At 35.1% G+C, this 21,641-nt stretch carries 18 protein-coding genes; 4 read left to right on the top strand and 14 right to left on the bottom strand.

The features are described from left to right. Window positions 1-74: 74 nt before the first annotated feature. The 5 genes from H602_RS0115785 to H602_RS0115805 form a co-directional block, all read right to left on the bottom strand. Window positions 75-485, bottom strand: a complete 411-nt coding sequence (locus tag H602_RS0115785; protein ID WP_026978887.1) for a GxxExxY protein — start codon at window positions 483-485, stop codon at window positions 75-77. Window positions 486-714: 229 nt separating this feature from the next. Then, window positions 715-3,024 carry a glycoside hydrolase family 65 protein gene (locus H602_RS0115790; RefSeq protein ID WP_026978888.1) on the bottom strand — a complete coding sequence of 770 codons (2,310 nt, stop codon included), beginning with the start codon at window positions 3,022-3,024 and terminating at the stop codon, window positions 715-717. A gap of 81 nt (window positions 3,025-3,105) precedes the next feature. Next, a complete protein-coding gene (gene pgmB, locus H602_RS0115795) occupies window positions 3,106-3,765 on the bottom strand; it encodes a beta-phosphoglucomutase (RefSeq protein WP_026978889.1) in 660 nt (219 codons plus the stop codon). Window positions 3,766-3,773: 8 nt separating this feature from the next. Further along, the gene (locus H602_RS0115800) at window positions 3,774-5,180 is read right to left on the bottom strand and encodes an MFS transporter (RefSeq protein ID WP_026978890.1); all 1,407 of its coding nucleotides are present in this window, start codon (window positions 5,178-5,180) and stop codon (window positions 3,774-3,776) included. Window positions 5,181-5,391: 211 nt separating this feature from the next. Continuing rightward, a complete protein-coding gene (locus H602_RS0115805; protein WP_026978891.1) occupies window positions 5,392-6,417 on the bottom strand; it encodes a LacI family DNA-binding transcriptional regulator in 1,026 nt (341 codons plus the stop codon). Between the two features lie 237 nt (window positions 6,418-6,654). On the opposite strand from H602_RS0115805, the gene H602_RS0115810 reads away from it, so the two are divergent. Genes H602_RS0115810 through H602_RS0115825 form a run of 4 tightly spaced genes read left to right on the top strand, consistent with a single transcriptional unit; the run spans window position 6,655 to window position 15,302 of the window. Further along, complete coding sequence (locus H602_RS0115810) at window positions 6,655-9,627, top strand: SusC/RagA family TonB-linked outer membrane protein (RefSeq protein ID WP_026978892.1); 2,973 nt, start codon at window positions 6,655-6,657, stop codon at window positions 9,625-9,627. An 11-nt stretch (window positions 9,628-9,638) separates the two neighbouring features. Beyond that, window positions 9,639-11,246, top strand: coding sequence for a RagB/SusD family nutrient uptake outer membrane protein (locus H602_RS0115815; RefSeq protein WP_026978893.1), 1,608 nt, complete (start codon window positions 9,639-9,641; stop codon window positions 11,244-11,246). A 19-nt stretch (window positions 11,247-11,265) separates the two neighbouring features. Next, window positions 11,266-12,369: a SusE domain-containing protein gene (locus H602_RS0115820; protein ID WP_026978894.1), complete on the top strand. Its 1,104-nt coding sequence runs from the start codon at window positions 11,266-11,268 to the stop codon at window positions 12,367-12,369. Window positions 12,370-12,425: 56 nt separating this feature from the next. Then, window positions 12,426-15,302 carry an alpha-amylase family glycosyl hydrolase gene (locus H602_RS0115825; RefSeq protein WP_035759849.1) on the top strand — a complete coding sequence of 959 codons (2,877 nt, stop codon included), beginning with the start codon at window positions 12,426-12,428 and terminating at the stop codon, window positions 15,300-15,302. A 154-nt stretch (window positions 15,303-15,456) separates the two neighbouring features. Here H602_RS0115825 and H602_RS0115830 read toward each other — a convergent pair whose 3' ends face one another. The 9 genes from H602_RS0115830 to H602_RS0115870 all read right to left on the bottom strand — a co-directional run bounded on the left by H602_RS0115830 (window position 15,457) and on the right by H602_RS0115870 (window position 21,568). After that, complete coding sequence (locus H602_RS0115830; protein WP_026978896.1) at window positions 15,457-16,059, bottom strand: MarC family protein; 603 nt, start codon at window positions 16,057-16,059, stop codon at window positions 15,457-15,459. A gap of 159 nt (window positions 16,060-16,218) precedes the next feature. Further along, window positions 16,219-16,392: a DUF1801 domain-containing protein gene (locus H602_RS20005; RefSeq protein WP_157505118.1), complete on the bottom strand. Its 174-nt coding sequence runs from the start codon at window positions 16,390-16,392 to the stop codon at window positions 16,219-16,221. 71 nt (window positions 16,393-16,463) lie between these two features. Beyond that, entirely contained in the window at window positions 16,464-16,919 is a 456-nt protein-coding gene (locus tag H602_RS0115840; RefSeq protein WP_026978897.1) for a DUF1801 domain-containing protein, read from the bottom strand. Between the two features lie 253 nt (window positions 16,920-17,172). Further along, on the bottom strand, window positions 17,173-17,655 hold the full coding sequence (locus H602_RS19030; protein ID WP_245574955.1) for a hypothetical protein: 483 nt from the start codon (window positions 17,653-17,655) through the stop codon (window positions 17,173-17,175). Between the two features lie 142 nt (window positions 17,656-17,797). Continuing rightward, entirely contained in the window at window positions 17,798-18,418 is a 621-nt protein-coding gene (locus H602_RS0115850) for an MCP four helix bundle domain-containing protein (protein ID WP_026978898.1), read from the bottom strand. A gap of 302 nt (window positions 18,419-18,720) precedes the next feature. Continuing rightward, window positions 18,721-19,386, bottom strand: a complete 666-nt coding sequence (locus H602_RS0115855; protein ID WP_026978899.1) for a tetratricopeptide repeat protein — start codon at window positions 19,384-19,386, stop codon at window positions 18,721-18,723. A 187-nt stretch (window positions 19,387-19,573) separates the two neighbouring features. Continuing rightward, window positions 19,574-19,870, bottom strand: a complete 297-nt coding sequence (locus H602_RS0115860) for a hypothetical protein (RefSeq protein WP_157505120.1) — start codon at window positions 19,868-19,870, stop codon at window positions 19,574-19,576. Between the two features lie 148 nt (window positions 19,871-20,018). Continuing rightward, window positions 20,019-21,041, bottom strand: coding sequence for an SseB family protein (locus H602_RS0115865; RefSeq protein WP_026978901.1), 1,023 nt, complete (start codon window positions 21,039-21,041; stop codon window positions 20,019-20,021). 131 nt (window positions 21,042-21,172) lie between these two features. Next, window positions 21,173-21,568: a hypothetical protein gene (locus H602_RS0115870; protein ID WP_157505122.1), complete on the bottom strand. Its 396-nt coding sequence runs from the start codon at window positions 21,566-21,568 to the stop codon at window positions 21,173-21,175. Window positions 21,569-21,641 lie beyond the last annotated feature (73 nt).

The following is a 21,641-nucleotide window of genomic DNA, read 5'->3' on the forward strand; positions in this document are numbered from 1 at the left end:
TATTAAGAAAATTAAGCTGAACTTTCATAAAGTTACATTATTTAATGGTTTGTTTTTTATGTAATCGTTTGTTTTTACAATCCTTGACATAGATGTGAAAAATATTCATTTACGAAAGGCTTCATTGACTTGGTGATATTTGTTGTGTTGAAATTTATAAGTAAACCTTGAGGTTTCCTCAATAATTTCATATAGGTTAGTAATTGTGCTTCATGAATAGGTAAAATACTTTCGACAGTTTTTAACTCTACAATTACACAATCATTTACCAACAAATCTATTTTTAATTCACTTTCAAATTCAATATCCTTATATTCTACTTTAATAGTTAATTGCTGCTTTACATCATAACCGTTAGATTCTAATTCGTATTTCAAACAACGTTCGTATATACTTTCTAAAAGTCCAGGCCCTAATGTTTTATGAACAGCAATTGCTAATCCAGTGATTTCATACGATAATTGAGTAACTTCTTTTTGTGTCATACTTTACTATTTGAACATTAAGATACTTAAACTTTGATGATAAAAAGTAAGTGTTTTTAAACCATTAAGATACTAAGAAAATTAAGGCTTTATTTTTTAATTTAAATGATATTTGCTTTCAAATTGATTTAGATAAATAGACATTCGGTCACCCTATAATTTATTCATAAAATTTACAAATATTTAAATCAATTCTTAATGAATCTTAACATCTTAATGGTTCAAATTTTTAAACTGAAATCAAATTGTTTGGAGCAACTACAATTGCGTTTCCATTCAAGTACACAGTCAATTCTTTCGAACCTTCTAATGCGAATTTCGTTTCTGAGGCGGTTACTGCAACCTGTAAAATCTGGTTTCTAAAGTTAATTTTAAAGGAGTAACCCGTCCATTCGTTTGGTATTCTCGGTTCAAAATGCAACGCATCGTTCTTGACACGCATTCCACCAAAACCTTCAACGATACTCATCCAAGTTCCTGCCATACTCGTGATGTGGCAACCTTCCTCAACTTCTTTATTGTAATCGTCTAAATCCAAACGGGAAGTTCGCAAGTAGAACGTGTAAGCCATATCCATTTTATCCAATGTCGCCGCTTGAATGGAGTGTACACAAGGAGAAAGGGACGATTCATGCACAGTAAATGGCTCGTAGAAATCAAAATGTTTCTCTAATTGTGCCTTCGAAAAGTGGTCTTCAAAGAAATAAAACCCTTGCAACACATCGGCTTGCTTGATGTAAGGCGAACGTAATATGCGGTCCCAAGACCATTTCTGGTTTATCGGTCGCTGACTTTTATCCAAGTCATGTACTTTAACCAGCTCTTTATCTAAAAAGCCGTCTTGCTGTAAAAATACATCGTGCTCTTCTGAAAAGGGAAGGTACATTTTACCTGCAACTTTTTTCCATTGTTCTAATTCTGCTTGATGCAAATTGACTTTTGAAATGATTCTTTCGTAATCTGAATCGTATTCTGTAGCCACTTTTTCCAACTGTTCTACTGCATAATCAATACACCATTTGGCTAGGTAATTCGTGTAAAAATTATTGTTTACGTTGTTCTCATATTCGTTTGGACCCGTAACTCCAAGAATCACAAACTGATTTTTACTAGTAGAATACGTGGCTCTTTGATGCCAAAAACGTGCAATAGCAATCAAAACTTCCAATCCTTTTTCAGGAATGTAGCTGTAATCTCCCGTAAATCGGTAATAGTTAAAAATGGCAAATGCAATTGCACCATTTCTATGAATTTCTTCAAATGTGATTTCCCATTCGTTGTGGCATTCTTCACCGTTCATGGTCACCATCGGATATAACGCCGCTCCATTATTAAAACCTAATTTCGCTGCGTTTTCAATTGCTTTATCCAACTGATTGTAGCGGTACGTCAATAAATTTCGGGCTACTTGCTGGTCTTTTGTCGCCATATAAAACGGAATGCAATAGGCTTCCGTATCCCAATAGGTTGAACCGCCGTATTTTTCGCCAGTGAAACCTTTTGGACCGATATTCAATCGAGAATCTTTTCCTAAGTAGGTTTGATTTAATTGAAAAATATTGAAACGAATACCTTGCTGTGCTTTTACATCGCCATCAATCGTAATATCAGACATTTCCCAAATCTTAGCCCAAGCGTCAATTTGTTCCTGTAATAAAGCCTCGTACCCTTTGGATTTAGCCAAATTAATGACGCTTTTAGCAGCCGAAATTAATGCTGAATTTTCATGATTTAATGAAACCGTGTAACCTCCAAATTTCTGAATAGCTGATTTCTGTCCCTTTGCTACCTCAACTCCATAAGAAAACTGCACTTTATCTTCAGTAGCATTGCTGTTATTTGGCGAAAGCCCTAAACATGTATCATTTAACAAAATGCTATTTGACATATAAGTCGCCACATTAAAGTGTGTCTTGAAGGTTCGTGCTACAACGAACGCCTCATTTTCAGCATGATTTACGTTTAATGGTTCCCAGAATTTCTCTTCCCAGTTGGCATCTTCATTCTTTACACCTGCATCAATATAAGGTTTGTAAACAATTTTTGCATCTTGATTTAACGGCGTGATTTCATACTTAATCACCCCTAATTCATCTGCCTCTAACGAAAGAAAACGACGAACTTCTACTTGAATTTCAACACCATTTTGCAATTTCGCGATAAAAGAGCGGTGGTACCATCCTTCTTTCATGTTCAATTCGCGCTTGAAATTTTTAATTTCTGCACACGAATTCATATCAAAATGTTCCCCGTTGATTTCGATTTCAATACCAATCCAATTGGGTGCATTTAATACTTTTGCAAAATATTCAGGATAGCCGTTTTTCCACCAACCTACTTTTGTTTTATCGGGATAATAAATTCCGGCGATGTAACTTCCTTGAAAGGTTTCGGCAGTATAATTTTCTTCAAAATTAGCGCGTTGACCCATAGCACCGTTTCCGATACTGAATAAACTTTCAGATGATTTTACGCGTTCTGCATCAAATCCTTCTTCTATAATTGACCAATTATTTGGTATGATATAATCTTGGTTCATTGTAAAATTTGTTTAAAGTTTAAAGTTCGAAAGTTTAAGGTTCCGCTATAGGATTCTTAAACTTTCGACAATATTACCCGTTTATGCATCAATTAACGAGCGGAGAAACTGTTCATTAATTCTTGTGAAATTAGGGAAATTGAATTCGGCTTCATGCAAAATTTCTTTATCTCCAATCCCGATACTTTTCATTCGAGCTGAATTAGCCGCTTGAATTCCCGCCAGCGAATCTTCAAATACAATAGAATCGTCAGGAGCGACAAAAACCAATTGACACGCTCTAAGGAAAACTTCAGGGTCAGGCTTTGCGTTAGTAACATCATTACCATCAACAACCGCATCGAAATACTGCATGATATCGGTTTTTTCTAAAATAGGTCGGGCATTCTTACTAGCCGAACCTAAAGCGATATATTGATTATTGGCTTTTAGAAACTTCAACACATCAAGAACTCCTGGCAAAAGTTCGCTTTGGTCCATGTCCACTATATAGGACAAATAGAGTTCGTTTTTATCAAAAAGCCATTTGTCTTTTTCTTCTTGAGAAGCTTGAATATTTCCAAGATTAAGAATAATTTCTAGTGAACGAACGCGACTCACTCCTTTTAAATGTTCATTGTGTTCTGGAGTAAACTCGATTCCCAATTGTTGAGCCAGTTTTTGCCACGCTAAAAAATGGTAACGTGCCGTATCTACAATAACTCCGTCAAGGTCGAATATGAATGCTTTTTTATTTGTCATAACCATTTTTAATCTGAAATAGCTTGTTTTTCTGTTATTAAAAAGTTGCAAAGTCCCGCGAGAATTAAACAAATTCCTGCTAGAATCATTGCGTAAATGTGTTCCGTTCCAATCAATTTATATAGAAAATTAATACCGCCAAGTGCTGCAATAATTTGAGGAATTACAATAAACATATTGAACAATCCCATCATCAATCCCATTTTATTAGGGTTTACAGAACTTGAAAGCATAGCATAGGGCATGGATAAAATACTTCCCCATGAAATTCCAATTAGAATAAATGAAATATATAAGTTGGACGGTGTTGCATAAAACATGAACATAAAACCTAATCCTCCCGCTATCAACGAGAACATGTGAATGAACTTTCTGTTGATTTTATTTTTTGAAGTGTAAAAAGTCAAAAGTAACGCAAATGCCATCGATGACAACCCGTAAATTCCCATTGCAGAACCTGTTGAATCGGCAGCGGTATTGTAGGCTTTGTCTTTTTCTTGATACTCATTTTTATGTTGAACGTCTAGAAAATCAACTTGTCCTTCCTTGTTGAAAAGCACGTTATTTTCTGCATCCACTTGAGCATACAATTTGGCATCCGGTTTTGGCGCATTATAAACGTGTTCGGTTAAAGCAGGTGTTGCTAAACTCCACATTGTAAAAAAGGCAAACCAACTAAAAAATTGAATGACACCTAACTTTTTCATCGTAGAAGGCATTTCTAAATAGCCTTGCCACAAATCTTTGAAAAAGCGGGATTCTTTTTTTTCTCTTTGAAATTTTTCCAAGTCTTTTGGAGGGTCTTCTTTTGTTGTAATTAAAGTATAAATAATTGCCAGAAGAAAAACGCCGGCACCAATTGCAAACGCAATTTTGACAGAAAGCGGAATAATTCCGGGAGCGGCTTCATTTGAAACACCTAATTGTGTAATTAACCAAGGTAAATTACTGGCAATCCATGTTCCAATTCCGATAATTAAGGTTTGTACTACAAATCCGTACGACCTTTGAGAATCCGGCAATTTATCGGCAACTAAAGCACGGAACGGTTCCATACTAATGTTTATCGATGAATCTAAAACCCAAAGTAGTCCTGCCGCAACCCATAAAACGGGTGAAAAAGGCATAAAGAGAAGTGTAATTGAAGCTAAAATTGCTCCAATTAGAAAATAAGGCTTCCTCCTACCAAATCGAGGACTCCACGTATTATCCGATAAATATCCAATGATGGGCTGAACTAACAATCCCGTAAGTGGTGCAGCAATCCATAAACCTGGAATACTGTCTACATCGGCACCAAGGGTTTGAAAAATCCTTGACATAAAACCGCCTTGCAACGCAAAGCCAAACTGTATCCCTAAGAAACCGAAACTCATGTTCCAAATTTCCCAAAAACCTAATTTACGTTTTTCCATTATCGTAATTAATTGATTTACGATAAGTATTTCGACTTATCAAACTTTAATTTTGTTTCGAAGTAAAACTAAAAGCGTTGATAACGAAGTTGTAAATATATAAAAGTTTTCAATTCAAAGTTTTGAAATGAAATAAATTTTTAGATTAAGTATCTGAATTTTATAGAAATTTATTAATTTATAACACTGAAAATAAACAGATTAGCTAAAACTACAACGTTGGCGTAGATTCTCTAATTACTAAATGGGTTTCTATAACTTCCGTCTTATAATGTTCCTCTTCTTCGAGTTCTGTTTCCAATCGGTCGATAAGCATTTGTGCTGCTTTTCCACCCATTTCTATACCGTTTTGACCCACTGTTGTAATGCTTGGAGATGAATATTTAGAAATAATTCCATCCGTGAAACCAATAACTGCCATATCATCGGGAACGATAATGCCCCGCTTTTTTGCTGCTTTAATGGCAGTTACGGCGAAAAGTTCATTTACAGCAAAAACGGCATCTATCTTGTTATTATTAATCAGATTCTCAATTTGTTCCGTACAATTATCAATGTCTTCAATTTTTAGAATCAAGTTGGAATCTACCTCCATGTTATTCGCTTTCAAAGCTTTGACATAACCATCCGTTCTTAATTTACCAACACTCACGTAATCAACAGTGGTAATTAATGCAATGTGCTTGAAATTGGCATCAATTAATTTCTGAACGGCTTCAAAAGCAGCAAGGTTATCATCAATAATTACTTTGTCACATAAAATATCATTGGTTACCCGATCAAACATCACCACTGGCATTCCTTGATTTATGACTTCCGTAATGTGGTGAAAATCCTTTCTCAACTGCGTTTCTTTTGACAGCGACATGATAAAGCCATCGATGCTTCCATTGGCCAACATGTCCATATTAATTACTTCTTTATCAAATGATTCATCAGACAAGGTAACAATTACGTTATAACCTTTTTCATTGGCAACATGTTCAATTCCGCTAATTACAGTGGCAAAAAAATGGTGTACAATTTCAGGTATGATGATCCCAATGGTTTTGGTCTTTCGATTCTTAAGACTTAGCGCAATCAGGTTGGGTTTATAGTTGTATAACTTGGCAAAAGCTTGCACTTTAAGCCGCGTGTCTTCGCTAATTTCTGAGCTATCACGCAGCGATTTAGAAACCGTTGAAATAGAGACATCTAATTCCTTTGCTATTTGTTTAAGCGTTACTTTCCTTTTCATCTTAATATATTCGATTTCTAATATGCAGCTAAAGATAGAAAATGTTTTTATTTATCGGAAATATTGACAGGAAAACATGTTAAATTCGTAAAGTTGTCAACACGAAAACGTTTTCGCAACCTGTTTTCAAAATTGAAATTTTTTTAGCTGAAAAATTTGTATAAATTTAACATTCGAAGTAAAATTACAAGTGTACGAACGAAGAATAAACACAATTTTTTAACCTAAACAAAATGTATGAAAACAATTTACAATAAGTTGTTACTATTAGTACTACTTTTCCCTCTTAGTATTCTAGCACAGAGTACTTTTACAGGAACGGTTTTGGACCAAGTTTCCAACCAACCGATTCCTGGCGTAAATGTAGTAGTGGAAGGAACACAAAATGGTACTTCGACGGACTTTGACGGTAAATTTAGTTTGAATGTAAAAAAAGGCGACAACATCGTTTTTTCCTACATCGGATATAAAAACTACACACTTGTGTATACTGCACAAAAAGACATTGCAATCCGTTTGCAAGAAGACGCTTCTCAACTGGACGAAGTAGTAGTAATTGGTTACGGTTCTGTTAAGAAAAAAGATGCTACGGGATCTTTGACTACAATTTCTACAGAAGATTTTAATCGTGGACCTTTAGTTTCTGCAGATCAATTGATTCAAGGAAAAGTTTCTGGACTTCAAATTATTAATGGTGGTGGAGCTCCAGGCGAAGGTGCTCAGATTAGAATTAGAAGTGGATCATCTTTAAGTGCTGAAAACAATCCATTGTATGTAGTGGATGGCGTGCCGTTGGATAACGGAGGTGGAGGTGTTCAAGGAGGAAGAAATCCACTTTCTGCTATTAACCAGAATGACATTGAATCTGTAACGGTTTTAAAAGATGCTTCGGCAACAGCTATTTATGGTTCTCGTGCCTCGAATGGTGTAATTATCATTACCACTAAAAAGGGTAAAAGTGGCGATATGAAGGTACACTACAACGCTAATTTTTCTGTTGGTCAAGTAAGTGATTATGTTGAAGTTTTAAACTCAAAGCAATTTTCTGACTTTGTAATGCTACAAGGTTCGCCTGCTCAACAAGCTTTATTAGGAACTGCAAATACAGATTGGCAGAAAGAAATTTACAGAACAGCTTTAGGAACTGATCATAATGTTGCCTTTAGTGGTGGCGTAGATAATATCAACTATAGAGCTTCTGTAGGATACAGTGACTTAAGTGGAATTTTAAAAGAAGATAATTTTCAACGTGTGACTTTAAACACTAATTTATTAGGAAAGTTTTTTGACAATCATTTGAAAGTAGAGTTTACAAATAAAACGTCATCTAATAAAAATAATTACAGTAACCGTGAAGCAATTGGTGCAGCGGTAAGTTTTGACCCAACTCAAAATGTATACGATACAACTTACGGCTATGATTACTTTCAATGGTTGGATTTTAGTGATCCTAATGTAGCCATTCCAAATCAAGAAGTAAACGCAAGTAGAAATCCACTTTCATTGATTGAACAAAAAACCAATAAAGGAACTCAATACAGAAGTATTGGAAATGTACAATTTGATTATAAATTGCATTTTTTACCTGAATTAAAAGCAGTTGCTAACTTTGGTTATGACTACAGTTCAGGAAAAGGTTACGGTAGTACGGCTGCAAATTATGTAGTTTCAGGACAACGAAGCAGTAATTACAACAACTTGGAAGAAAAGAAAAACCGAGTGATGGATTTGTACCTTAACTATAACAAAACATTTGATGCAATTAAAACCAATCTTGATTTTACAGGAGGTTACAATTATCAAAATTTCAATTACATCAACAGCAGTTTTGTAAATGATGTGGTGAACAATGTGGTAATTCCAGGAAATTCTTCAAACGAAACGGTTAACTTACAGTCGGTTTTTGCAAGAGCTATTTTCTCTATTAATGATAAATACTTACTAACAGGATCTATACGTAGAGATGGTTCTTCTCGTTTTTCTGAAGATAACCGTTGGGGAAATTTCCCTTCAGCAGCAATTGCTTGGAAAATTAACGAAGAATCTATTCTAAAAGACAGTAAAATTATCAACGACTTGAAGTTAAGAGCAAGTTGGGGTATTACAGGTCAGCAAGAAATTGGAAAACGTTATCCTACTACACCTTTATACTTGAACTCCACAGAAACAGCAAGTTACCAAATTGGTTATGATGCGTCAGGAGTTCCAGTTTACTTGCAGCCTTACCGACCACAACCGTATAACTTGAATTTAAAATGGGAAGAAACCAAGCAATTAAATATTGGTTTGGATTTCGGATTGTTTGACAATAGAATTACAGGAACTGCAGAAGTATACAAGAAAAATTCTAACGACTTAATTGTATTTACTTCTAACCCACAAGGAGTTGGATTCTCAAATGCTGATTTTTATAACATTGGAGATATGGAATTTAAAGGAATTGAGTTGAGCATGGATGTATATCCTGTAAGAACCGATAATGTAAAATGGAGAATTGGTGGAAATATTACGTTCCAAGATTCAGAAGTTACTAAATTAAATTTAGTGCAATCGGCAGACAGTCAAGGATTAACTGACGTAGGTGGTATTTCTGGTGGAACAGGAAACTATGTTCAAAACCATCAAGTAGGTTTTGCTCCATTTTCATTCTATGTTTTAGAGCAAACTTATGATGTAAATGGCGCTCCAGTGGAAGGTGTTTATGTGGACAGAAACCAAGATGGTCAAATCAACGAAAATGATTTGTACCGTTATAAAAAGCCAGCTGCTGATTTCTATTATGGATTCAACACTGATTTCCAATATAAAAACTTTGATTTCAACATGTCTTGGAGAGGAAGTTATGGTAATTACAACTATAACAATGTGTATTCTAACTTTGGAAACGTTTCCACTTCATTGCCAGGAAATGGTAACTACTTGAATAATGCCTCTACTAATGTATTAGAAACTAACTTTGTATCTCCACAATATGCTTCTGATTATTATGTTCAAGATGCCTCTTTTCTTCGTCTTGATAACGTAACTTTAGGTTATTCTTTTCCAAATGCATTGGGTGAAGGTAAAAATTTACGCTTAACAGGTGCGGTTCAAAACGTATTTATTATTACAGATTACAAAGGAATTGACCCAGAAGTTTCGGGTGGAATTGATAACAATTTATATCCACGACCGAGAACCTATACTCTAGGTTTAAATTTAAATTTCTAAAAAATAAAAAAATGAAAAATATATTTAAAACATTGACCAAATTGGGCGTCGTAATTCTTGCGATGACAATGGTTTCTTGTGTTAGCGAACTCGATCAAGAAGCGCCAAATGATGGCAATCAAACTTCTAGCGAAGAGTTCTTTAAAGATCCTACTTCATACAAGCAATTTTTAGCTAAATTATATGCTGGATTAGCAGTTTCAGGACAAAATGGTCCGGCTGGAAGTCCAGACATCAGCGGAATTGACGAAGGTGAAAGCCAGTACATCCGTGGTTTATGGGTAATGCAAGAACTTACTACAGATGAAGCTATTATTGCTTGGAATGATAAAACCATCAAGAACTTTCACAATCACTCGTGGACGTCTCAAGATTTATTCATCAATGCAACTTTTAATCGCTTGGACTTTCAAGTTAAATTATGTAACGAATTTTTACGCCAGACGGATGAAGCAAAATTAAACTCTCGTGGTGTAAGTGATGCTTTAAAAGCTGAGATTAACACATTTCGTGCAGAAGCTCGCTTTTTAAGAGCGATGAGTTACTGGCACTTTTTAGACTTGTTTGGAAATGTAGGTTTAGTTACGGAAGATTCTCCATCGCAGTTTTTCTTGCCGCAACAAGCGTCTAAACAGGAAATTTTTGATTTTATAGAATCGGACTTGCTTGCTTCCATGGAAGACATGCGTGTTCCAAATCCAGCTTCACCAGATTATCCAAGAGCAGACCAAGCAGCAGCATGGATGTTACTAAGTAAATTGTACATGAATGCAGATGTCTATATCAATACCAACCGTTATACTGATGCAATGACGTACATCAAAAAGGTAACAGACGAAAGTGGTTATTCTTTAGCTTCAAATTACAACGAATTATTTCTAGCAGATAACGACCGTCCAGCAGTACGACGCGAAGTACTTTTTGCAGTAGCTTTTGATGGATTGAGAACTAAAACCTACGGCGGAACTACTTTCTTAACACACGCTCCAGTTGGTGGAACAATGGTAGCATCAGAATTTGGCATCAACGGAGGTTGGGGTGGAATCAGAACCACATCTGCTTTTGTTTCTAAATTTAATGATGCTGAAAATGATACTAGAGGTCAATTTCACACTGATGGACAAACATTGGAAATTGCAAATGTGGGTACTTTTACCGACGGATATGCAATCAAAAAATTTAAAAATGTTGATGTCAATGGTAACCAAGGTTCTGACGCATCAGGCGACTTTGTTGATATTGATTTCCCTCTCTTTCGTTTAGCAGATGCTTATTTAATGTATGCTGAATGTAACTTAAGAGGCGGAGGTGGCGATAATGCAACAGCACTTAGTTATGTAAACATGTTGCGTCAAAGGGCATACGGAAACAATAGTGGAAACGTTTCAAGCATAAATTTGAACTTCATTTTGGATGAAAGAGCGAGAGAACTACACTGGGAAGGACATAGAAGAACCGATTTAATTCGTTTTGGAAAATTCACAGGTGGATCTTACATCTGGCCTTGGAAAGGAAATGTACCAAACGGTGCTCCAACTGCTTCCTTCAGAAATGTGTTTCCAATTCCAGCATCAGCTTTAAACGGAAATCCGAATTTAACTCAAAACGCAGGTTATTAATTTATCAAAAAATAGACAAATGAAAAATATATCAAAATCATTAATTGCATTATTTGCAGTTTTAGCTTTCTCTTGTAACTCGGACGATGTGCAGGACAGACCAATTATTAAGGGTATTGACGCTCCTATGTTAATGGCACCTGAAGAAGGAAATACGTACATTTTATCCGTAGAAAACGCTTCAAATCAAGCAGAACGTTTTGTATGGTCAAAAGCAAATTTTGGTCAAGAAATTGCCGTGAATTATGAAATCCAACTGGATAAATCTGGAAACGAATTTGCCAATGCACAATCACTTGGTGCTGTAATTGGAGGAACGCAATTATCTGTCTCTGTCGAAACAATGAATAATGCAATACTTGCCGTTGGTGGTGAGCCTTTCGAAGCTAATAGTTATGAGATTAGAGTAAAAGCGAGTGCGAACGATACTTTTGCACCAATGTTTAGTAATGTAGCAGGAGTAACTGTAAGCCCATATTCTACAAGTCTTCCACAATTATATGTAGTTGGAAATTTCTTAGAAAACAGTGGTTACGGTGCAAACTGGACGAATGCACCTACACTTCCCTCAATAGCTTCTCCAGGATACGGTCAAACAAACTTTGAGGGATATGTATACATGAACGAGCCTATTTCCGAATTTAAATTGCTACCACAATTTTCAAGTTTTGAAGGAGATTACGGCTTAAATCCAGCGGTTCCAGGAGCATTGTTACAAGAAGGAGAAGAAAATATAAAAGTGAATGGAGCAGGTTACTACAGAATTCAAGCAAATATAAATCCTACAGTTTTATCTTACAGTGTAACAGCAACAACATGGGGAATCATTGGGAACGCAACACCAGGTGGTTGGGATAACAGTACTCCAATGACGTACGATAAGGACACCAAAAAATGGTCCATTATTGCAATAATGACAGCTAAGTCTGCTCCAGACGACGGATGGAAATTTAGAGCAAACAATGCATGGGATATCAACTTAGGAGATAATACTCTAAATTCAACTGACGGCACTCTAAGAGAAGGTGGAGAGAATATTGGAATTGCTGTTGCGGGAACTTATAAAATCGAATTAGATTTAAGTAATCCTAGAGCTTATACCTATACGATCACTTTACAATAGTTAATAATAAGAAAGGCTGCCTTAACGGGCAGCCTTTCTTATAAACATATAAGATTATGAGAAAAATTACATTACTCCTTTTATTTCTAAATGTATGCGCTTTTGCACAAACAACTACTATTCCTGCACCTGCTTTGGCAGAAGGTTCCGTAGAAGTTCGTTTTAACAAGGCAGGAACACCGCTTGCCACATATACCGGCATCATTTATGCCCACATCGGACTTACCGTAAATGGTGTTCAATGGCAAAACGTAAAGGGTACTTGGGGAAATAATACGCTTCAACCCGCATTGACTTTAGTGTCAGGAACAACATACAAACTTACTCTAGGACCTGATCTGTATACTTCTTTTGGTATTCCAACAACAAGTACGATTACACAAATTTGTGTGGTTTTTAGAGCTGCTTCGGGTGCACCACAATCAGCGGATACGTTTCTTCCCGTAGGTGCATTTCAATTGAATTTGACTGCACCCGTTGCAGACAGTGCTACAATTTTAGTTTCAGGCGCTAGCTTTACCGTAGCTGCAAATAATACTGGTGGTACTGCAAGTTATGTTTTGAAAGCTAATGGAACTACCGTAAATAGTATTCCAAGTACATCAAACTATACTTTTACACAAGCAAACATTACTGCCAATCAAAATTATACTTTGGAAGCTACTCAAGGTTCTTCAACTATTACCAGAAAGTTTTCAGTTATTGTAAACGGAGGTGCTGTTACAGAAGGTATTCCTACAGGTTTAAAAGATGGTGTCAATTACAATACTAATGATGCAACAAAAGCTACATTGGTTTTAAGTGCACCAAATAAAGATTTCATTTACATTGCAGGAAGCTTTAACAACTGGGAGCCCAATGCTTCATACGCAATGAAAAATGATCCTGCTTCGGGAAAGTTTTGGCTGGAATTGACGGGATTGACTCCTGGAACAGTATATACCTACCAATACTGGGTAGGTGATCAAACCAATCTTCCTGCTACTTCTCCCGCAATGGTCAAAACTGCAGATCCCTTTTCAATTTTAGTGCTTAGTCCTTTTGATGATCCTGAAATTGCCGCTCTTGGTGTTTATCCAAATTTACCTGCTTATCCAGCGGGACAAGAACGTGAAGTGAGTGTATTGCAAACAGGACCAACCGCTTTTTATCAATACAATTGGAGCGCGGCTACCACTAATTTTGTAAAACCAAACGTAAAAGATTTGGTTATTTATGAAGTTTTAGTGCGTGATTTTGATGCCAATCGAACGTATCAAAATTTAATCGATCGTATTGATTATTTTAAAAATTTAAAAATCAATGCCATTCAATTGATGCCTGTGATGGAATTTGAAGGCAATGAAAGTTGGGGTTACAACACTTCCTTCCACATGGCCTTAGACAAACGCTATGGATCAGAAGCCAAGTTGAAAGAATTTATTGATTTATGCCACCAAAACGGCATTGCAGTTATTCTTGATGTGGCGTTAAATCACGTTTTTGGACGTTCGCCATTGGCTAGAATGTGGATGAAGGATACAGACAATGACGGTTGGGATAATGGTACTACTGCCGAAAATCCGTATGCAAATGCAAACGCAATGCATTCCTATAATGTAGGAACCGATTTGAATCACTACAATGAACCCAACAACCTTACTGGAAATTATGTAAAGCAAACCATTGAGCGTTGGATGAATGATTTTAAAATTGATGGTTTCCGATGGGATTTAACTAAAGGTTTTACGCAAAACTGTCCCTATACAGGAAGCGGTAGTGCTCAAGATGCATGTACCAATAGTTACCAAGCCGATCGTGTAGCAAAATTGAAATACTATGCCGATTTACAATGGAACATAGACCCGAATTTTTACGTAATTTTTGAACACTTAGGAACTGGAGGTTCATACAATGAAGAAGTAGAATGGGCAAATTATAGAAAAACAGCAGAACCAGACGGGATTTCTAAAGGCATTATGCAATGGCGAAAAATGACGGATGCATATGCAAACTTCTTAAAAGGAAACAGCACGAATCTTTCTGGAGTTGCTGATGCTAGCGATCGATTCATTGGTTATGCAGAAAGTCATGATGAAGAACGCGTCGTGTATAAAGCATTGACAGAATCAGGTCAAACGCTAAATAATTTGCCAAAAGTATTAAAACGTCTTTCGGCTATGGGAGCGCTACATTTATTGGTTCCTGGACCTAAAATGATTTATCACTTTGGCGAATTGGGATACGATGATTCTATCTTTACATGTAACAATGGAACGGTTAATTCTCCAACGGATAGCGCTTCTGGAGATTGTAAACTGGATACTAAACCACAAAATCAGTGGACTGGAAATTGGTTAGCAAACGTGGCACGTAAGAAAGTGTATGACGATTGGTCGCGCATGATTGACCTAAAAAAGAACGAAAATGTTTTTGAAAACGGACAACATTCATGGAATTTTTCTACTACAGGAAAACCGCGTTTGGACATTTACACTAGTACTACCGCAACACCAAATTTAAGTTATGTATTTGTATTGACCAATGCAACCAATAGTGATTCTAACACAGCAGGTAATTTTCCTTATACAGGTGTTTGGTACAACTTAATGGATGGAACACCACTTACGGTTACAAGTACCACACAAACGGTAGCTATTGAAGCTGATGGTTTTAAAGTTTTTGGAAACAAACAAGCGTTTTTGAGTCAAACGGATTTCAATGCTACTAAAGTGGTTTTACAACCCAATCCATCCACTGGAACGTTTTTCATAAATACCGACACCCAAAATGTTGTTATTTATAACCTCACCGGACAATTGGTAAAGGAATTTAAAGGAAGTTTTGACAGCAGTCACTCCTATTCGATCGACGGGTTGACCGACGGTGTTTACTTAGTACGAATCACAGATGCAAACAACAATCAATCTTCCATGAAGTTGATTAAAAGATAAGGTTCAGTTGATTTAGTTAATTTTGTAAAAGTGGTTCTTTCAATTTAGAAAGAGCCACTTTTTTTTATGGTCCGATTACACCTCTCGCAATTTTTAAAGATTACCACTTCTTCACAGGGATAATTGGCACACTATTTTCTAAGATAATTCTGTATTAAAAATAATTTTTGACTCCAGTCAAAATACTTTGCACGGCATAAGAAGCCAAGATCATTCCCATAATCTTACTTAATACTGTAATTCCGTAATTCCCAATGACCTTCTGCAGGTTATTGGCCGTTAGCAAAATCAGACACGTTATTCCGATAACAAGTAAAACGATGGCTGTAGTGATTGCTTGCTGTTGCCACGTGTAAATATGATTATTAGTCAATAAAACTACCGTTAAAATTGCACCTGGCGAAGCGATAGAAGGAATTGCAATTGGAAATACTGTTACATGTTTATAATCTGTAATTTTATTTTTTTCTAAGTCGGGCTTTCCATCACCAAAAATCATAGTTAAGGCAAATAAGAATAAAATTACGCCACCAGAAATTTGAAACGCATCAAGTGAAACCGACATGCCTTCCAAAATAAATTGACCAATAACAATAAAAAACAGCAGTATGAAAAACGCAATTAAAGAAGCACGAATAGCGATTTTCCTTTTATGGTGAAGATCAAATTCTTTTGTGGCTTCAAGGTAGACTGGAATGGTACCGATTGGATCAATGACTGCGAAAATAAAAAATATTGTAGTTAGAATTTCTATCATGAAAAATTGGAGTAAGTAAGGGTTTTAGCTTTTCTCACAAAATAGAACTTCAGCGTACTAAAAACAACATTTTATGCTAACTTTATCACTATTTACTGTATTATGATTCGAATCGATTAATAATTCAATACCTTTTGTAAGTCCAATAGTTACATCCTTTTAGTTTAATAACATGTAAGAAAAATCGCTTTTGGTCTTAAAAACGGGCCGATTCCACTTAAACTCTTCCGTTATATTTGGAACAGTTTGATGCAATAGTTCGCGTACTAATTGCATGATTGCTCTAAATTCATACGGTGCATTTTCAATGTATGCTGTCACTTCTTTATTCATAATTACGGTACGGTATTTACTTTAAATACACATGAGATTTTAGTACAAAGCTGCTTCATAAAAAATGAAACTTACTTCTTATAATTGGATTCGTATGTATTGATCCATTCGTTAACTGCCATCTTTTTCATTAACTGACCAATCAATTCAAAAGGAATTGCATCTAATTTTTTAAAACGTATGCAACTTTTGCCCATGTCAAGTTTCTGGGGGCTGTGTTTTGGATATTCATTTACAAACCATTCTAATAATTTTGGATCAGCATAAATACCCATATGGTAAAAATTAATGGAATTTTTTTGATTAGCGATTGCTGCAAAAGGCAAAGGCTCACTGGTCTTGCAATGGTAACCTGCTGGATAAAGAGCATGCGGCACTACATATCCAAGTCCGCCATAACTAATTGCCGGTTCAAATCCTGCTGGAAGATGTTCTACAATTACCTCATGCAACTTATTAAATTGTGTTTTTCTATCGGGTGGAATTTGTGCTAAAATTTCTTCCACTGTAGTTCCCTCTGCCTTCATTTAAAACTTATTAAATCTGTTATATTTATTTTCTACTACTCCAAATTTCATGGATCGGATCTCCTTTACTTGAAAAGCCAGAATGATTCCAATTTCCGTCAATCAATTCAAAATTAAATTTTATTTTTAATCCCACTTTGGTTTCATCTTTGGAAAAGAATGCAATACTCTCTTTGTAATCACCATTAATTGTGGTATACGTTCCGCCTCCCGTTCCTAAAAACTGCTTGGTATCCGTATTATAAGCAATCCATTAAAAACGGGTTCCTGAAAGAATTTTCATTGTTTTCCTAGGGCCACTTATATCACGCAATTGATTTTTACCATCTACTACACGACCCGACATGAGCCAAGCACCATGCAGTTTTCCCGGCTGATTGTTATCTATTCTTGTAAATTTAATACCACTTTCCAGAAATCTCAATTCACTATTTGATACTTTGAATTGAAAGGTAGACTCAGTTCCGACGCGTTCCGGCTTACTAGAATCAAATTCAATTTTTTCAATTACTGCACCGTTTTTCGTTTCCCACGAACCGCCTTTGGTTTCGATAAATTTTCCCGAAATTTCATTATAGGTTGTAATAACATGATATCCATCAGAGAAAATTGCAACAGTTTTTAGCTTTTCGTCATTTTCTGATGTAGAGATATGTTCCCAAGCACCAAGCAAATTTTGCGCATTGGCACCCAGAGATAATAATGTAAAAATAAGTAACGCAATGAGCTTATTCATAATAATTTGAATTATTGTAGGTTAGTAATTAAAACTCATTTTACGCTTGACGCGAAAACGGCCTGTTCTGGCATAATTCCTTTTTGAATCATTTGTCTTGTAAAACGAACTAAAAGCCTCCATTACTTGAAATTAATCTTATTTAGTTTAAACTTGCATCCTTAGTTTTGAATAAAGGAATTAAAGATTCTCCTGAAAAAACGAGTATTTGTAAAACAATTAAAATTACAATAATGAGTGCAAATGCAAATTGAGAGGTTACCTTAATTGCCGCATATTGCGATTCTACTTGTTGCATAATCAACTTTGATTCGTCAAGCTGAATCACAGAAAGTTTGGTTAATGAAGCAAGAATGCTGTCCGTTTGAATAAAAGGTACATTCTGACTTCTTGAAATTATATCTTCCAGCTTTTTAAAGTTGCCAATCAATTCGTCTGCTGTTTCTTTCTCTATTTTTGTAAGTTTTGTTTTGCTAAATATTGCAAAAGTAGTGTTGAACTCTTTGGTCAAATTAACCATTGCGTTAGTTAGGTCTGGTTTTTCATTGTCTTGCAAAATTTCTCTTATTTCATATGTATTTTGTGCCATTTTAAGGATGTAATTCTCTACAACCAATCGATCATCGTACATAGTGGAAATGGAATTTTTTACATTTTCGGTATGCAATTGATCCAGATAATTACTTAAAAGCACCAGTAGGCAAAGCGCTATGAGTACAATTGACGCCACTAGTTTATTTTTGATACTGTAAGTCCACTTCATAAATAATTTCTGTTTTTGCCCGTTACTGTAAAATTTCTGCCGAAATTAAATACTCTTCTAATTTTCGATAGGACCGATTAAAAATATCGGATTTCGGCTTTGCAAACTTGCGTTTATTAGATACATAATCCACTAATATAAAACAATTTTACGAAATAACACAAGATTTACCAGAAGTTGAAAAACGCAATTGATTGTTCAAAAAGGGTTTCATTGCGATTTAGACATGAAAAAACGAATGTAGTTAGGAACTTATTGCTCGTTTTTCAAATGGTTTACGCTCTCAAATGTTGCAGACTATTTTATTTTTCTGCTGCAATTTTCCTCACTTCTGGACTTATCAAGTTCGGGTCCAGTTTATCCGTAAGGTTGATGTATTTTTTAAGGCTGTCTTTCTGTGTAAAATAAGCATAAGACCTTGCTAGCGAACCATAAATTTTAGCATTATTCGGATCTAATTTTAATGCGTTTTTTAAATTTTTAATGGTGAGTTCAAGGTAGTCTACTTCTTTAGTTTCAAAAAATAATTGGCCATAACTGGTCGCCATACTTTCATATACTTTTGGATTGTTTGGATTGATTTGAAGTGACTTTTTAAATAATGAAATGGATTGTTTTAACTCGTGCTTCATTCCCATAAGATTGCCAAATCCCCAATACACCTCAGCATTTTCTGGATCCAAGAGCCAAGCTTGGTTGAATCTTTTCATCGCTGTTTCGGGATCGTTGTTATAAAAATTGCCCCAGGCCTTTCCAACGTAATGTTCTGCAGCTAATTTTCTACTTTTAAATAGTTTATCGCAATCTAAAAGAAATGCAATGTCGCTTTTAATTTGTTGCTCACATTTTTTAACGGATCCATACATGGGAAGCAAATTAATTCCTTCCGGACAATCTTGTTTGGTGGTACATCCGAGTAGCATAATTGCAAAAATGAACAAGGTATTTTGAAGTACAATTTTAATCATGATTTTAAACGTATTGAAATAAACTGAATTATAATGCATTTAATTTGTGATCACCATTTTGATAAATAATCGTAAAACCCTTACAGTTTTAAGAGAAAGCAATAGTATAATTTACCATTTTTTTCACAGGACTGGGAGAAATAATATTTTTTACAAATGACTTTCTATTATTTTCATAATTCACGACCTATTGTTCACAATACCTTGCCAGTAATCCATTCTTATCTTTGACAAATAATCTTCTTTCTCCATAATAATATTCAATTCGATCAATCGTAGCAATAACAGAATCTGTTTTTTTGTCAATTAAAGTATCGTTTTCAAGCCTTAAATAGTTGTTCTCTCTAAAATCTAAAATATCGGAAACATATCCTTCACCATTGCTACCACAGTATTTCCAAAGACTATTTTTTAAGTCATTTTTAGTTCCACAAGATTGAAATTGAAACGCTAACATCAGAAATAGTACGATTGAATTTTTCATGAAAATAATTTTGGTTTAACGACTTGCAGTACGTGATTCTCTAAGATTTGTGGCGTAATTTAGCAAATAAAAGCCGAATAGAAAATTCGTAAGGTTTCCCATAAGTAGACTAAAAAACCATTAATTATAGATCGTATTAAATCAGGTATTATTTAATTGCATCTTCAAAAGTAGGTCTTTTTCGTTTTCCAGAAATAACATCATTAATAGTCGATCTGATATTTTTATTTACGGAGTCATTACGTTTTAATTTAATCGCATTATCTATAATATCTTTCGCTTCTTGATCTTTACTGGCTAAAAGTAAATTCATAGCATGATTGCCCATTAAAACAAAATCATTGGGTTTTCTTTTTAGAGATTCTTCAGAATAATATAATGCTTTATCAAAGTCTTGCAAGTGCATAGCTTCCAATGCGGCTTCCATAGGAATGGAATGATTTTCTAATTCAATTCTACAAGCATTTTCTAAATATTCAAGAGCTTCATCGTGCCGTTCTAATCTTTGAAACGATTTTGATATTAGCACCATACTTTGCCAATGCTCAGGGACTATCTCAAGGCATTTTTGAAATTCTTTTACAGATTCTTCAAGTCTTGATTTCTCTGATTCATTCAGTTTTTTTCTTTGGTATCCATCTAGCAAAATCAATCCGTCTTGTTTCTTTCCTGCTCGCTCAAATAGGTCATTAAATTCTTGATATTTTTTATCCTCTTCTACCTCTTCATTAATCTTGTCATAGATTGTTCCGTTCATAAGATTTGTTATTTCTTCTGGAACTAACTCCTTTCCATACTTTGAATAAGGGTTAAGGATAAATGTTGCTCCTTTTGCAACTGCAAATAGATCCTGACCTTTCAAACTCATGAAAGAAACTTCATCTTTTATAATCCCTTTATCGAAAATCCTGTTTGAAGAAGTGAAAATTGGAATTTGCCCTTGTTCAAAAGTTACAAATCCAACAACTGTGTTCTCCTCCAATGTTTGAATTCCTTCATCGGAATTTGAATTCCCGTCCGTCAATACAAACAATTGATTCCATAACAATTTTTGATAAAATTCTTTTTGAGCAGCTATTTCAGATGAAGCACGCATCAAGCTCTTTTCCAGTTCATTTTCTGGAAATGTGGAGTCCGTTTTCTTTTTTTTAAATATGTCAAATATTCCCATTTCGTAATTGTAATTATGTAACGTTTATGTATCAGAATAATTGCGGCTTTTTATGCGAGGATTTTCCGAAGAAAAATCAGACGTTACAAACACGCAACGACCTTTGAGTAAGCACTAAATCGCAATTATTTTTATAGGACATAAGTTTGTAATTCAGTTTTTTCATAGTTATGATTCAAGTCATAATTCAATATAATTTTCGGTTTTTCAAAAATCTTATTGCTGAAATAGGTACTGTATCCAGCTTTTCCCATTTCATATTCATAAGTCAAGTCAATATCAGTTGTCAAAATTCCGTAACTAACCTTATAAGTTCCATTTCCGTAATATCCGCTCGAAAATGTTCCGTCAGATTTTAAAATCAGTGTGTCTGCTACGTGAGGCGATTCCAAACAACAGTGTTCGTTTTCGTAATTTGTATTTACATAAGTTCCGATTACTTTTGATTCAGTCATAGGTAGATTGCCTCGTAAAATTAATAATCCTATGAAGAATAAAAGTCCAATTCCAAATATTTTACGTCTCATTTCCTAAGTTGGTTACAACGGTTCTCGGCTTTGCTGGGTTGCGAACTTCGTAACCGATTACTTTCCGCTAAGA

Origin of the sequence: Flavobacterium tegetincola DSM 22377 (assembly GCF_000425485.1) — a bacterium.
Lineage (GTDB): Bacteria > Bacteroidota > Bacteroidia > Flavobacteriales > Flavobacteriaceae > Flavobacterium > Flavobacterium tegetincola.